Annotated in this window: 12 protein-coding genes; 11 read left to right on the top strand and 1 reads right to left on the bottom strand. The window is 45.5% G+C overall.

The annotated features are described in order from the left end of the window. The first annotated feature begins 55 nt into the window (after positions 1-55). The 10 genes from prpB (at position 56) to P4S58_RS07290 (ending at position 13,704) form a co-directional block, all read left to right on the top strand. Positions 56-943 carry a methylisocitrate lyase gene (prpB, locus tag P4S58_RS07335; RefSeq protein ID WP_102954917.1) on the top strand — a complete coding sequence of 296 codons (888 nt, stop codon included), beginning with the start codon at positions 56-58 and terminating at the stop codon, positions 941-943. 235 nt (positions 944-1,178) lie between these two features. Further along, positions 1,179-2,318, top strand: a complete 1,140-nt coding sequence (gene prpC / locus P4S58_RS07330) for a bifunctional 2-methylcitrate synthase/citrate synthase (RefSeq protein ID WP_102966534.1) — start codon at positions 1,179-1,181, stop codon at positions 2,316-2,318. A gap of 195 nt (positions 2,319-2,513) precedes the next feature. Next, positions 2,514-5,093: a Fe/S-dependent 2-methylisocitrate dehydratase AcnD gene (gene acnD, locus P4S58_RS07325; protein ID WP_337163402.1), complete on the top strand. Its 2,580-nt coding sequence runs from the start codon at positions 2,514-2,516 to the stop codon at positions 5,091-5,093. Between the two features lie 10 nt (positions 5,094-5,103). Next, positions 5,104-6,288: a 2-methylaconitate cis-trans isomerase PrpF gene (gene prpF, locus P4S58_RS07320; RefSeq protein ID WP_337163401.1), complete on the top strand. Its 1,185-nt coding sequence runs from the start codon at positions 5,104-5,106 to the stop codon at positions 6,286-6,288. Positions 6,289-6,351: 63 nt separating this feature from the next. After that, positions 6,352-8,229: a propionyl-CoA synthetase gene (locus P4S58_RS07315; protein WP_337163399.1), complete on the top strand. Its 1,878-nt coding sequence runs from the start codon at positions 6,352-6,354 to the stop codon at positions 8,227-8,229. Between the two features lie 285 nt (positions 8,230-8,514). Next, entirely contained in the window at positions 8,515-8,952 is a 438-nt protein-coding gene (locus P4S58_RS07310; protein WP_337163398.1) for a MarR family winged helix-turn-helix transcriptional regulator, read from the top strand. 18 nt (positions 8,953-8,970) lie between these two features. Further along, positions 8,971-10,041, top strand: coding sequence for an HlyD family secretion protein (locus P4S58_RS07305; RefSeq protein ID WP_337163397.1), 1,071 nt, complete (start codon positions 8,971-8,973; stop codon positions 10,039-10,041). 13 nt (positions 10,042-10,054) lie between these two features. Then, a complete protein-coding gene (locus P4S58_RS07300) occupies positions 10,055-11,578 on the top strand; it encodes a DHA2 family efflux MFS transporter permease subunit (RefSeq protein ID WP_337163396.1) in 1,524 nt (507 codons plus the stop codon). 130 nt (positions 11,579-11,708) lie between these two features. Continuing rightward, positions 11,709-12,191 carry a GNAT family N-acetyltransferase gene (locus tag P4S58_RS07295; RefSeq protein ID WP_337163395.1) on the top strand — a complete coding sequence of 161 codons (483 nt, stop codon included), beginning with the start codon at positions 11,709-11,711 and terminating at the stop codon, positions 12,189-12,191. Positions 12,192-12,222: 31 nt separating this feature from the next. Next, complete coding sequence (locus tag P4S58_RS07290; RefSeq protein ID WP_337163394.1) at positions 12,223-13,704, top strand: NUDIX domain-containing protein; 1,482 nt, start codon at positions 12,223-12,225, stop codon at positions 13,702-13,704. A gap of 32 nt (positions 13,705-13,736) precedes the next feature. Here the strand turns inward: P4S58_RS07290 and P4S58_RS07285 are convergent, their stop codons facing one another. After that, positions 13,737-14,843 carry a M20/M25/M40 family metallo-hydrolase gene (locus P4S58_RS07285; RefSeq protein WP_337163392.1) on the bottom strand — a complete coding sequence of 369 codons (1,107 nt, stop codon included), beginning with the start codon at positions 14,841-14,843 and terminating at the stop codon, positions 13,737-13,739. Between the two features lie 240 nt (positions 14,844-15,083). On the opposite strand from P4S58_RS07285, the gene P4S58_RS07280 reads away from it, so the two are divergent. Continuing rightward, positions 15,084-15,554 carry a Dps family protein gene (locus tag P4S58_RS07280; protein ID WP_102964204.1) on the top strand — a complete coding sequence of 157 codons (471 nt, stop codon included), beginning with the start codon at positions 15,084-15,086 and terminating at the stop codon, positions 15,552-15,554. Positions 15,555-15,763 lie beyond the last annotated feature (209 nt).

Below are 15,763 nucleotides of genomic sequence, written 5' to 3'. Positions count from 1 at the left end.
AAGAGAAAGTGCTGCGGATTCAAGTAGGAAGAGTAACTAGATTAAGGAGAATCACATGTTGAGCCCAGGAGCTAAGTTTCGACTTGCAGTGAAAACCAGTAACCCATTGCAGATTGTCGGCACCATAAACCCATATTGCGCTATGATGGCGAAAAAATTGGGCCACCAAGCGATATATCTTTCTGGTGGCGGTATTGCTAATGCGTCATACGGATTACCGGATCTTGGCATCACCACACTCAATGACGTGTTGGTCGATGTTGACCGCATTACCAACGCGTGTGATTTGCCACTTCTCGTGGATATTGATACTGGCTTTGGTGGTGCTTTCAATATTGGGCGCACTATTAAAGCAATGGAAAAAGCAGGTGCTGCTGCGGTTCATATGGAAGATCAAGTGGCGCAAAAACGTTGTGGTCACCGTCCGAATAAAGCCATTGTCAGTTTGGAAGAGATGGCAGATCGCGTAAAAGCAGCGGTTGATGCTCGCTATAACCCTGAATTTGTAATCATGGCTCGCACTGATGCGCTTGCGGTTGAAGGTATGGATAGTGCCATAGAACGTGCCATTGCTTGTGTCGAAGCCGGTGCCGATATGATCTTCCCAGAAGCTATGACGGAACTTCAACAATATGAGCGTTTCTCAACAGCACTGCATTCTGCAACAGGCAAGCATGTGCCAATTCTTGCCAACATTACTGAGTTTGGCCAGACGCCTTTGTATAACTGCGAAGAGTTGGCGAAATCAAAAGTCGATATGGTGCTTTATCCACTGAGTGCGTTCCGTGCAATGAACAAAGCAGCTGAAATGGTGTATAGCCACATTCTGGAAAATGGTAATCAGGAAGCCTTACTCGATAGCATGCAGACCCGTAAAGAGCTGTATGAATATCTGAACTACCACAGTTACGAAGACAAGCTAGACCAACTGTTTAGCAAGTAGACGTAATTAAAAATTAAATCCCTATTAATTGTCTTGCACTGAGTAGGGAAGCCCAAGAAAACTGAAATAGTGTTTAGACAAGGCTTTTAAATAAGCAAAGAAACATAGAAAACGTACAGCTTACGTTTTCGTTAATAATCCAATAACGTGAAACCGCTGAGCTACAGCACCCATGAGGTGGACCCAAGGAGGTCGGCTTTTACAGCCCAAAGCAAAGCGACAAAAGGAGTTCAACATGCCTCATTCCCCTAAAGGAGAGCTAGGCGGAGCTGGCCTACGTGGTCAAAGTGCTGGAAGCACCGCTTTATGTACGGTTGGTAAAACAGGTACAGGTCTAACTTACCGTGGTTACGACATCACAGATTTAGCCAACAATGCGCAGTTTGAAGAAGTTGCTCACTTACTGTTAGTCGGGCATCTACCGAACCAAACTGAATTAGATCAATACAAAACCCGTCTAATTGGTTTACGTGGTTTACCACAACCTCTAAAAGATGCACTTGAATTAATTCCAGCAGACGCTCACCCTATGGATGTGATGCGTACTGGTTGTTCAATGCTTGGTAACTTAGAAACTGAACAAGATTTCTCACAACAAGTTGCCGCTACAGAACGTATGTTAGCCTTGTTCCCAGCCATCATCTGCTATTGGTACAGATTCAGCCATGACGGCGTACGCATTGATACCGAAGATCGCAGCGAAGATTCGATTGGCGGTTATTTCTTAAAAATGCTGACAGATAAAGCGCCAAGCGATTTGTTCAAACAGGTAATGCATACCTCGCTTATCGTTTACGCAGAGCACGAATTTAATGCTTCAACTTTTGCTGCACGTGTTTGTGCTTCAACATTATCTGACTTGCATTCGTGTGTGACTGCCGCAATCGGCACGTTACGTGGACCACTGCATGGTGGTGCAAACGAAGCAGCGATGGAAATGATTGAGAACTGGCAGACACCGGATGAAGCAGAACAAAACATTCTGCGCATGCTGGCGAATAAAGACAAAATTATGGGCTTTGGTCATGCCATCTATCGTGAAAGCGACCCGCGTAACGCGCTGATCAAACGTTGGTCAAAAGAGCTTTCTGAATTCGTTGGTGACAAACAACTTTACGCCGTTTCAGAACGTGTTGAAGCCGTGATGAAACGTGAAAAAGACTTGTTCTGTAACGCGGATTTCTTCCACGCATCGGCTTATCACTTTATGGGCATTCCAACCAAGCTATTCACGCCGATATTTGTGATGAGTCGTTTAACGGGTTGGGCAGCACACGTGTATGAGCAACGCGCGAACAACCGAATTATTCGTCCAAGCGCAGATTACACTGGCCCAGAGCACCAAGAGTGGGTTCCAATCGAAAAACGCAGTTAACAGTATAAAAGGCGCTACGTAAAAATGTGGTGCCTAAATTTATAGATCATAATGAGTCACTCCTAACTATTTGGATTTGTAGGTAGGCAGCAAGTGAGCGAGATCCATGAGCATAGTTTAGCTATGTGATTGGGCGAGTGAACGCGGCTAACACCCCTACAAATTTAAATAGGACGGAGTGAGAAGGAAGAAGCGATGAACAATACTTATAAAAAAACGCTTCCGGGAAGCCAGATTAGTTATTTTGACACTCGTGAAGCCGTTAATCAGATATCTCCAAATGCTTACGAAAAGCTGCCTTATACTTCGCGCGTGCTAGCGGAAAACTTAGTACGCAGCTGCGATCCTGAAACATTAGTCGACTCACTGAAGCAGATTATTGAACGCAAACGCGATATGGACTTTCCTTGGTATCCAGCGCGTGTTGTGTGCCACGATATTTTGGGACAAACAGCTCTCGTTGACCTTGCGGGACTGCGCGATGCAATTGCAGAGCAGGGCGGTGACCCAGCAAAAGTTAACCCAGTGGTTGAAACACAGCTGATTGTTGACCACTCTCTTGCTGTGGAACACGCAGGGTTCGATCCTGAAGCCTTTGATAAAAACCGAGCGATAGAAGAGCGTCGTAACGAAGACAGATTCCACTTTATCGAATGGTGTAAAACCGCATTTGAGAATGTCAGTGTTATCCCTGCGGGTAACGGCATCATGCACCAGATCAACCTCGAAAAAATGTCTCCAGTGATTCAAGTCAAAGATGGCGTCGCATTTCCTGATACCTGTGTGGGTACTGACAGTCATACGCCACACGTGGATTCATTGGGCGTGATTGCCATTGGTGTTGGTGGGTTAGAAGCTGAAACCGTGATGCTCGGTCGTCCTTCAATGATGCGCTTACCGGACATCGTTGGTGTGAAACTGACAGGTAAGCGTAAACCGGGTATTACCGCTACGGACATCGTGCTGGCTATTACTGAATTTCTGCGTAATGAAAAAGTGGTCTCGTGCTACTTAGAATTCTTCGGTGAAGGAGCCAAAGATCTCACCATCGGTGACCGTGCAACTATCTCTAACATGACACCAGAATACGGTGCAAGCGCGGGTATGTTCTACATCGATGAGCAGACCATCAACTACCTAAAACTGACTGGTCGTGATGCTGAGCAGGTTGCTTTGGTCGAGCAATACGCAAAAGAAACCGGCTTATGGGCTGATAGTCTTGTAAATGCAGAATATGAACGCGTTTTGGAGTTCGATTTATCCAGTGTAGAACGTAACTTAGCAGGTCCTTCCAACCCACATCGTCGTCTACCTACTTCTCAACTGGCCGCTCGCGGTATTGCTGGTAAGTGGGAAGAAAAAGAGGGTGAGATGCCAGATGGTGCGGTTATTATCGCTGCAATTACCTCTTGTACCAATACCAGTAACCCTCGCAACGTGGTTGCTGCCGGTTTGCTGGCGAAAAAAGCCAATCAGCTCGGGCTTGTTCGCAAACCTTGGGTGAAAACTTCGTTTGCACCAGGTTCAAAAGTAGCAAAGCTTTACTTAGAAGAAGCGGGTTTGCTCCCTGAATTGGAACAGCTTGGGTTTGGTATCGTTGGTTACGCCTGTACGACTTGTAACGGTATGAGCGGCGCGTTAGATCCAGTGATTCAGCAAGAGATCATTGACCGTGACTTATACGCTACTGCGGTATTGTCTGGTAACCGTAACTTCGATGGCCGTATCCATCCTTATGCAAAACAAGCATTTTTAGCGTCGCCACCGCTTGTGGTTGCTTATGCTTTAGCTGGCACCATTCGTTTTGACATTGAACGCGACGTGCTAGGTCATGACGCAAACGGCAATCCAATCTATCTCAATGACGTTTGGCCAAGTGATGAAGAGATTGACCAAGTCGTTGGTCAACACGTTAAACCAGAGCAGTTTAATCAAGTCTACATTCAGATGTTTAAACTGGATGACGCGCAGAAGAGCAGCAGCCCACTGTATGACTGGCGTCCGATGAGCACTTATATCCGTCGACCTCCATATTGGGAAGGCGCGCTAGCAGGTGAGAGAACACTAAAAGGTATGCGTCCATTAGCGGTACTGGGTGACAACATTACTACTGACCACTTATCGCCTTCGAATGCGATTTTGGCGTCCAGTGCGGCAGGGGAATACCTGACGAAGATGAATGTACCGGAAGAAGATTTTAACTCTTACGCGACACACCGTGGTGATCACTTAACCGCGCAACGTGCAACCTTTGCTAACCCGAAACTGTTTAACGAAATGGTGAAGGAAAATGGCGAAGTGGTGCAGGGATCACTGGCTCGTATTGAACCAGAAGGCAAAGTGACTCGCATGTGGGAAGCGATAGAAACCTACATGGAACGCAAACAACCGCTGATTATTGTCGCGGGTGCTGATTATGGGCAAGGTTCTTCACGAGATTGGGCTGCCAAAGGCGTTCGTCTTGCGGGCGTTGAAGCGATTGTCGCAGAGGGCTTTGAACGTATTCACCGTACTAACTTAGTCGGCATGGGCGTGTTACCGCTGCAGTTTAAAGATGGCGTGAATCGCAACACTTTAGCTTTGGATGGTACTGAACTATACGATGTGGTGGGTGAGATTAAACCGGGTGTGGATTTGGCATTGGTCATTACCCGCAGTAGCGGTGAAAAACTGGATGTGGCGGTAACTTGTCGTTTAGATACCGCCGATGAAGTGAACGTGTATAACGCAGGCGGGGTATTGCAGCGTTTTGCACAAGATTTCTTAGCGCAGTAGGAGGTAGAGAATGGCTTCTCAAATCAAAGTTCCTGCTACCTACATGCGTGGGGGAACCAGTAAAGGCGTATTTTTTAAGCTTGATGACTTACCAAAAGCAGCGCAAGTCGCGGGTGAAGCTCGCGACAAACTGCTGATGCGCGTTATCGGTAGCCCAGATCCTTATGGCAAACAAATTGATGGCATGGGCGGCGCTACTTCAAGCACGAGTAAGACGGTAATTGTGTCGAAAAGCGAACGTGCTGACCATGACGTTGATTATCTGTTCGGTCAGGTGTCTATCGATAGTCCGTTTGTCGATTGGAGTGGTAATTGCGGCAACTTGTCTGCAGCTATTGGGCCGTTCGCGATTCATGCCGGTCTCATTCCTGAATCGCGGATTCCTGATAACGGCATTGTAGAAGTGCGCGTGTGGCAGGTGAATATCAGCAAAACTATCGTCGTTCATGTACCTATCGTTAATGGAATGGTTCAGGAAACGGGGGATTTTGAACTGGACGGTGTGACTTTCCCTGCCGCTGAAATTCAGGTCGATTTTATGGACCCAGCGGACGGTGAAGGTTCGATGTTCCCAACGGGCAATTTGGTGGATGATTTAGTTGTGCCTGATATCGGTACGCTCAATGTCACCATGATCAACGCTGGAATACCGACGATTTTTGTCGATGCTGCTGCCATTGGCTATCAGGGTACTGAACTGCAAGATGATATCAATAACGACGTTAACGCGTTGGCTATGTTTGAAAAAATTCGTGCTTATGGCGCGTTAAAAATGGGTTTAATCCAAAATTTAGAAGAGGCGAAAACTCGCCAGCATACGCCCAAAGTGGCGTTTGTTGCGAAGCCGAAAACGTATCAATCGTCGAGTGGTAAAACCGTTCTAGAGTCAGATGTTGATGTACTGGTTAGAGCGCTCTCTATGGGTAAATTGCACCACGCAATGATGGGGACAGCTGCCGTCTCCATTGCTGCGGCGGCTTGCGTGCCCGGCACCTTAGTCAATTTGGCTGCAGGTGGTGGAGAAAAACAATCTGTTACTTTTGGTCACCCGTCCGGAACATTAAAGGTAGGTGCAAAAGCCAGTGCGACAGAACAAAACGGCTGGAAAGTAGAAAAAGCCGTGATGAGTCGTAGCGCACGAGTGTTAATGGAAGGCTGGGTAAGAGTTCCCGCTGAAACCATCGAAACTTGTTAAGCCAGAACATTATTCCAAGTTGCTTTTGGCGATAAAACTTGGGGTATAAAAAGGAGAAGCACAATGTCTGCGTATTTGAAGGAATATCTATGGGCAAAAGAGCAACCGGAATCGTTCTGGCATGCGCAAGCCCAAAAAATCGATTGGTTTGAATTTCCGCAAACTATTTTAAAGAAAGACGAAAACGGCATCGAACGCTGGTATCCAGATGGTTTGCTCAATACATCTTGGCTTGCATTGGATTATCACTGCGAGCAAGGCCGAGGCGACCAAACCGCACTCATTTATGATTCGCCTGTGACAGGTAAGAAACAGCGTTATAGCTATTTCGCATTACGTGACACTGTAGCGCGTATTGCTGGCATGTTGGCCGACCAAGGTGTCACAAAAGGCGATCGAGTGATTATCTATATGCCGATGATCCCAGAAGCTGCCATGGCGATGTTAGCTTGTGCGCGTCTTGGATCAATTCACTCTGTGGTATTCGGTGGTTTTGCACCGAATGAGCTTGCTGTTCGTATTGAAGATGCAGAACCTAAAGTGATCATGACCGCTTCATGCGGTATTGAAATCAATAAGGTCATTCCATACAAGCCTATGGTCGATAAAGCGATCATGGACAGTCGCTGGAAACCCGAAAAAGTGGTGGTATTCCAACGTCCTGAATGCTTAGCCGATCTCGACAACGAACGCGATTTAGATTGGAGTGCACAGTACGAGAAAGCGCTGCCTCATGCCTGCGTACCTGTGTTGGCAACAGATCCGCTCTACATTCTTTACACCTCAGGTACCACGGGTAAGCCTAAGGGCGTAGTTCGTGATAATGGTGGACACGCTGTTGCCATGAAGTACTCAATGAGCTGTATTTACGATATGCCGCAAGACGGCGTATTTTGGGCAGCGTCAGATGTAGGCTGGGTGGTAGGGCATTCCTACATTGTGTATGCGCCGCTTATTCATGGTTGCACGACGATTTTATACGAAGGTAAACCTGTAAGAACACCGGATCCGGGCGCTTTCTGGCGTGTTTGTCAGGAATACAAGGTGACGGCTTTGTTCTCTGCGCCCACCGCTTTCCGTGCCATTAAGAAAGAAGATCCGAATGGCGAACTTTTAGAGAAGTACAATCTGAATCATCTGAAAACCATTTTTATGGCTGGTGAGCGATTAGATCCTCCAACGCTAGAATGGGTACAAGAGAAAACCAACAAACCCGTTATCGATCACTGGTGGCAAACCGAAACAGGTTGGGCAATTGCGGGCAACCCGACAGGTATTGAATTAATGCCTGTAAAAGCTGGCTCTGCGACTAAGCCAATTCCGGGCTATCAAGTTGAAATCTTGAACGAAGTGGGAGAGGTTCTTCCTCCCAATCAACAGGGTTTTGTGGCACTAAAAAGACCGTTACCACCAAGTTGTTTGACCACAGTTTGGCGTAACCATGATCGATTCGAAACGGGGTATTTGGCTCAGTTCCCTGATTACTATGTTTCTGGCGATGGCGGTTATCTGGATGAAGACGGATATCTGTTCATTATGGGACGAATCGATGATGTGATTAACGTTGCCGGACATCGACTCTCGACTGGTGAGATGGAAGAGATTGTTGGTGCACACCCAGCGGTAGCTGAATGTGCAGTTGTCGGCGTGCATGACGAACTCAAAGGCCAGCTTCCATTAGGTTTGGTAGTGTTGAAAGACGGTGTGAAAGTTGATCTCGAATCGCTGGAATCTGAACTGGTCAATAGTGTTCGTAGCCATATCGGTGCCGTCGCATGTTTTAAACATGCCTTGGTCGTGGAGCGTTTACCGAAGACGCGTTCAGGAAAGATATTGCGCCGTATTATCCGTCAGATCGCAGACGGAGAAAGTTACACTGTCCCTTCTACCATTGATGACCCAAGCAGTTTGAATGAGCTAGAGAAAATTTTGCACGTTTAATCTGCTGTTGTTGGTACATATTTTCTACTTCTATGTTCATGGCGAACATTTGTGCTCCGATATCGGGGCACTTTTTTTGCCCTTGATTTTCCACCTTTCTCTCCTCCAGCTCGACCCTAAAAAATTTACACTTTGAAATATTTTTAAAAACAGAGAGTTACTGATGCATGCATAAATTCTATGAATCTATAGGCTTTACATATAATAAGTAATGCTTACTATATGTAATAACTTGTTACATATACCGTCCTGTAAACCTCAAAAACATCCAACATAGGTAATGTTATGACAACTCCATCGATAGGGTATTTGCTTTGGGATGTGACGCGCATCGTACGAAAACGCTACGAATCTGCGTCGAGTTCTACATGCTTAACGCTCGCTCAAGCAAAAGCTTTGTCGCATATCGCATGTCGCCAAGGTGTTAAACAGGTCGATTTGGCGGAAGTGTTAGACATCAAGCCTATGACGTTAGTCAGAGTGATCGACTCACTGGTCGAGGAAGGTTTTGTTGAAAGACGTCCTGACCCTACAGACAGACGTGCTCATCTCATCTATTTGCTTCCAGCAGCGGATGAGCAACTTAAAAAAGTGAAAAGTGTCGCTAATGGTATCTGGGCAGAAGCGCTGGAAGGTCTTTCAGAACAAGAAATCGAGCAGTTTGTTAAAACGCTCAATCATATACATAGCAATCTTTCTTTAGAAAACAAACCAAAGTCTTAATTTTCAGGAACACCTAGTATGTCTAATTCCAAACCAGAGCATGAAAAACCGGTGTCAACATTAGTGCCTAAATCGCGTCGTAAAACCAAGCGTGCCGTTATGCTCTTTCTCGTCCCTTTACTCGCTGTGGCTGGTGGTGTCGCCATTTATCTGCATGGTGGTAGATATGTTGAAACAGAAAACGCTTATGTGAAAGCGGATAAAACGTCGATCACTTCCGAAGTATCTGGTCGTATTGTTGATGTGCCAGTGGAAGAGAACCAGTTAGTGAAAGCAGGGGACTTGCTGCTTCAAATTGACCCGACGTCATACCAAATTGCCGTCGAACAAGCTCGCGCCAATTTGAATGATGTAAAGACCACGCTAACGACTTTGAAAGCAGAATATCAAAGCAAACTGGCTAACATTGAAGTATCAAAAAGCCAGCACGAATACCTGAAGAAAGAAGAAAAGCGTCAACTTGATCTGCTCAAGAAAAAGTACACCTCTCAATCTCAATATGATTCAGCTCGTCAAAATACGCTGCTGGTTGAGCTTGAAGTGAACGCGCTTAAAAAAGGGCTAAAGCAGGTTGAAGAAAGTCTGGGCGGTGATGTGAACGCACCGATCGAACTTCACCCTAAGTACCGTGCAGCGGTAGCGGCGTTAGATAAAGCGGAAAACGATCTTGCGCACGTAAACCTTTATGCGCCAGCTGATGGTGTAGTGACAAAAGTAGTGGAGAAAGGTCAGTACATTTCACCGGGAAGCTTAGCAATGATGTTGGTGTCGGATTCAGACATCTGGATTGAAGCAAACTTTACCGAAACTGAATTAACACACGTGAAAACCGGTCAAGATGTTGAAGTGAAAGTGGACTACGCACCGGGCTTTACTTGGAAAGGCAAAGTGGAAAGCTTAAGCCCTGCAACAGGTGCTGAGTTTTCGGTTATTCCGGCACAAAACGCAACGGGTAACTGGGTGAAGATTGCGCAACGTTTACCAATCCGCATTCGTTTAGAGCAAGAAGAAGGAGCGCCTAAACTGCGTGCGGGTTTAAGTGCCGTAGTCACTGTCGACACTCACCATCAACGTCACCTGTCACTGTAAGTGGAGTTAGACGATGAATAGTCACGTCGAAGCAGTGCCGGAAGAAGAGCCAGCCAGTAAGCGAGCATTTATCACACTTTCTGTGATGCTTGCGACCATTATGCAGGCACTTGATACCACGATTGCCAACGTTGCTCTGCCTCATATGAAAGGCACCATGAGTGCAACACAGGATCAGATCTCATGGGTTCTGACCTCTTATATTGTCGCTTCAGCCATTGCTATGCCGTTAACCGGTTTTGTGGCTGCGCGTATTGGTCGTAAGCGCTTGTTTTTGTTCTCAGTGGTGGGCTTTACCTTTGCTTCTGTGCTTTGTGGTGCTGCGCAATCGCTGGAACAAATCATTCTGTTCCGTCTGTTACAGGGCATTTTCGGCGCTAGTTTAGTTCCGTTATCACAGTCAGTATTGCTTGATACCTACCCGACAGAACAACACGGTTCCGCTATGGCGATGTGGGGTGTGGGGGTTATGGTTGGCCCAATCTTAGGGCCATCATTAGGTGGTTGGTTAACGGAGTATTACAACTGGCGTTGGGTATTCTACATCAACGTACCGTTTGGCATTATGGCGTGGTTGGGTATCGCAGCTTACGTAAAAGAGACCAAACTCGATCCTGACCGCCGTTTTGACCTGTTTGGTTTTGCACTTTTAGGTATTGCGATAGGCAGCTTGCAGATGTTCTTGGACAGAGGAGAATCACTCAACTGGTTCTCGAGTCTGGAAGTGATCATCGAGGCTTCTTTGGCTGTTCTGACCTTCTACATGTTTGCCGTACATATGTTTACCCATAGAGCGCCGTTCCTTGACCCTATGATGTTCAAAGATCGAAACTACGTGGTTGGCTTGCTGTTTGGCTTTATGATTGGTGTTATTTTGCTGGCAACGATGGCTCTGCTACCGCCGTTTTTACAAAACTTGATGGGTTATCCGGTATTGGATGTCGGTCTATTACTGACGCCTCGTGGTTTCGGTACGATGACAGGGATGATGATTGTCGGGCGCTTATCAGGAAAGGTGGATCTGCGATATCTCGTGACCATTGGTTTGTTACTGATGATTGTTTCGCTGTGGCAAATGACCAAGTTCTCGGTAGACGTTACGCGCTGGGAAATTATCTGGACAGGTACCGTTCAGGGGCTGGGTTTGGGTTTGGTGTTTGTGCCGCTGTCGACATTAACCTTTTCGACTTTAGCACCTCGTTACCGAAATGAAGGTACTGCGTTATATAGCTTAGTTCGAAACATAGGCAGTAGTATCGGTATATCTTTGGTGACAACCTATTTGTCGCATCGAGTGCAAATTAACCATGCGGTTTACGCCGAACACATCAACAACTTCAACCCAGCGTTACAAGATGCGGTTCAGAAGGGTGTTTATGATCTTTCAACCACGTCAGGATTGGTGAACTTGAACAACATGGTGACCAAGCAAGCGTCTATCTTTGGTTATCTGCAAGATTTTCGCTTTATGATGTACGTGTGCATCATCATGCTGCCTTTGTTGGTCTTGTTGCGCAGGCCGGGAGCCAGTAAATAACGTCTAGTAACAGAAACGTCCTTAATTGGACGTTTTTCTTTTTTAGTTTCAAATAACCGCAGTTGGCAGTGCTCTTTTGAACGTTATCTTATAAAATCCGAATAAGCTTATTTTTTAACGGCATACAAACATGTCCAACCTTTCGATTGTTGCTGCTCGCGCAGATGATTTAGAAATGCTCAATGATTTGATGTATGAGTTGCATCATGAGCACCATTCCGCTTGTCCTGAGCATTTTAAAACTGCTGAAGACATCGAACAGGAAAAAAGCATTGCTCGTTATCTCGATTCACCGGAATGTCTGGTTTATGTCGCCAAGCAGAATGATTCGATCATCGGGTTTATCACCGGCCATTTTTGCGAACTAATTTCTACAGTTAGCAAACCAGTGCCAATGGGCAGTATCGACGAACTGTATGTTTTACCGGAATTTCGCAAGCAGGGTGTCGCAACCTTGCTCTATAAGAAGCTTGAAACAACCTTGATAGATTATGGTGTTGAACAAGTATTCGTAGAGGTTTGGGCATCTAATCAAAATGCTCATCGATTCTATGAGGATTCGGGGTTTGAGCCTCATATCGCATGGTTGAGAAAATCGGTTAAGCACCGCTAATATAACCAATAAATAACGTAGAGTGAGTTTAGTGTTTCAACGTCGGTTGCTAGAAGTTTTTGCCGTTTTTTGGCTTTTATACCTGTTACCTGCTTACGCTCAAGAGCAGGGAAATACTGCTGCGCCAAATACTGCTGCGTCAAATATGGCGAATCCATATAAGGGAGCTTTGTGTCTGATTAAGGCAGACGACAAGATTGTTCTGGTTAAAGAAATCATCACCAAACAATTGTCGATTCCCGGTGGCACCATTAAACCCGGTGAGCCACCACAAGTCGCTGCCCAAAGAGAAACTTGGGAAGAAACCGGCATTGTTGTTAGGGTTGGGGAAGAGCTAGGCCGTACCGATAAGGCCATTTTCTTCGATTGCGTCAGCTCATCAGAAATCATTGCTTATCAACACCATAACTCGATGGGAGGGTATGAATTGCCAGTCTGGTTTGCTCCGGATTATGGTGTTGAAGTGTCGAGTGCAATGCTGATAGATCCGCTCTATGTGGATGCAGAGCAATATCGATATCCCAAAGAGTGGGATTCAACCATAGAGATGTTTCAACGTGCTACTGAGCAGCCAATCAGAATTGTTGCCGATCTGATTCAGGCAGCACCAAGTTTCCATCAAACCGAATTGAAATGGATTCAATCGTTTCAGCTATGGGTGAGTAAATTGCCGCAACAATGGAGGAGTTTTATCCATAACCTGCTGTTTAGCGGAAATCTATTCGCTTCACCTATTTGCGGCATTATTCTCTTTCCTTTGCTCTATTGGCGTTGCGGCAAATCGGTTTGCTACAAGGTAAGTTTCGCTATCAGCATTACTTCCTTGATGTGTCTGTTTGCTCAGCAAGGCTTTACGCTTCCTCGACCACATGTTTATCTACCATCACTCCAGCTTGTATCAAGTTACGGAAACGGTTTTCCAAGCTTACCCGTTGCGGTGTGGAGCAGTATTGGTATTTTGCTGATGACGGAAAAGGAGAGGCTAGGCGGTCATTGGTTTGGCGCGGCTTACTGGCTTTCCGCCGTTTGGTTGATTCTGTCAAAGTTCTATTCAGGAAGTGCATTTCTAACCGACATGGCTGTAGGTGTGTTTCTGGGTTTGTTAATTACTTGGAATATCATTCGCTTTGACATCAAGAGAACCGAGAAAGCGCGCACCATTATGGGCTCGCGCCGCGTTTGGTGGGGGATCAGTTTGGTAGCCGCTATTTTTACTTACTATTGGCAGTTGCCTGTTTTCTCTGCTTGGCTAGTGGTGTTAATTGTGATGGCGCTTATTACGACTACCTTGAAACATCAACGAGAGTACCTGACCTTGTTTCAAAGTGTTCTGTTTACGCTGATATTGTCCACGGTGTATATGGTGATATCTTACCTTGCGTCGCAGGTCTCTTCGAGTGGCATTTTGTCTCTGGTGGTCGAAATTTCGCGGTATCCGACCATGATTATCGTATTTGCTGCGATGATTAAACTTACCTCATCGTCTACAACAGAGACTAAAAAGCCCAGTTAAACTGGGCTCTTGCTTATCATTGGCAGTAAGAATTAACGCGTCAGATAGGTTTTGATGAATTCGCTGATCTTGATGAGATCCGCAACCGCGATGAACTCTTCGGTGGTGTGTACTTTTGACATACCCGTTGACAGGTTAACCGTAGTTAAACCTTTTTCATTGAAGTTATTCGCATCACTACCGCCGCCCGTACTCTTGGTTCTAGGCTCAATATCCATAGATTCGAACACTTGCTTGATAGCCGCGATGTGTGGGTGACTATCATTCATAACAAAGGCATTGTAAGAGCGCTGAGAATCGATCTCTACCGTTGCACCGTGCTTTTCAGCAACAGCCTCAAAGGTATCAACCATATGTTTTACCTGAGCGGCCAGTTTTTCATTGTTGAGAGAACGCGCTTCAGCAACGATGGTGAGTTCAGGCATTACGATGTTTGTTGCCAAACCGCCGTTTACCATACCGATGTTAGCTGTGGTTTCTTCATCAATACGCAATAAGTTCATTTGCGTAATGGCATCCGCAGCAACGGAAATTGCGCTGATACCTTCTTCTGGCGCTAATCCTGCGTGTGCAGGTTTACCGTGAACAGTTACTTTTAGTTTTTGTTGGCCCGGTGCCGCTGTAATAATGGTGCCAATTGGGCCGCCAGTATCAAGAACAATCGCTTTGTCCGACTGAATGTAGTTCATATCAAAGTGTTTAGAACCCATTAAGCCGCCTTCTTCATGAACGGTAAAAGCGATTTCAATAGTTTGATGCGCGGTATTTTCTTCTTTCAGAGTTTTAACAGCCTCAAGAATTGCTGCAATACCAGATTTGTCGTCACCACCCAAAATAGTGTTACCCGCAGAGCGGATAATGCCATCTTCAATGACAGGTTGAATTCCATTTCCCGGACTTACCGTATCCATATGGCATGAGAAAACTGTGCTGCCAGCAAGCGAACCTTCTAGACGAGCATAGATGTTGTAGCCGTTTGAAACACTCTCAGGAACAGGAAGTTTGTGCACTTCGAATCCAAGGTCTTCAAGCTGAGCTGAAAGAACATCGGCAATTGCCTTCTCTTTGCCTGACTCACTGTCGATTTGGATAATTTCTAGAAAGTGTTCAATAAGACGCTGATCGTTAATAACAGGCATAACAAAATCTCTAAGGAAAACAGGAGATGTACCATGCCTCCCGACGCTTCGCTTAGCCCTGAGTTAAATCAAGAAATGTTCGAAAATTAATGTTGTTATCGATAGCTGGTGCGAAAATGAGAGCCTCATTCAATAGGATATTCCTATTGAATTAATGGATTCATACGATTTCTATTTAACATCACCAGCGCTTATTATTCTCTCAACGAAGCAAAGAATATCAACATAAGAGGTGATGTTATGAAAAAAAATCTTATTGGTCTCGATAAAGAACAGAGCCTAGAACTCGCGGAAGCATTGAATAATTTATTGGCTAACTATCAGGTGTTTTACATGAACACTCGTGGTTATCACTGGAATATTAAAGGTAAAAAGTTCTTTGAATTACATGCAAAATTTGAAGAAATCTATACTGATCTACAACTGAAGATTGATGAAATCGCAGAACGTATCCTGACTCTTGAAGTTCAGCCAGTGCATAGCTTTAGTCAGTATCTAGAGCGTTCAAAAATTAGCGAACACACCAATGCTACTGATGGCGACAGCACCATGAAAGGGTTAGTGGAAGGTTTCAGCCTACTGATTGGGCAGCAACGCAAGGTATTGAGTTACGCGTCAGAAGTGGGTGATGAAGGTACTGCTGCATTAATGAGTGACTATATCCGCGAGCAAGAAAAGTTGATCTGGATGTTAAGTGCATGGCTTGATTAATACTTGTTTGCTCTGCCGATAATCTTTCGAACGCCAATCATTTGTTGATTGGCGTTTTTGCGTTTGCCCCTAAGTTATATCGTGTAATGCCTTGGAGATTGACCTTGTGATTGACCTACATCAGAATAGCGGCAAATAATCTTTGGCCTTTAATTTAAATTAAAACATTGTTTCAATTATCACGTTTTATCTTAATGAATAGCGGTAAA

The organism is Vibrio sp. Hal054, assembly GCF_037162405.1.
In the GTDB taxonomy this organism is placed as follows: Bacteria; Pseudomonadota; Gammaproteobacteria; order Enterobacterales; family Vibrionaceae; genus Vibrio; species Vibrio diazotrophicus.
The sequence above is the reverse complement of the archived record's forward strand: the minus strand, read 5'-3'. Positions and strand labels throughout refer to the sequence as shown.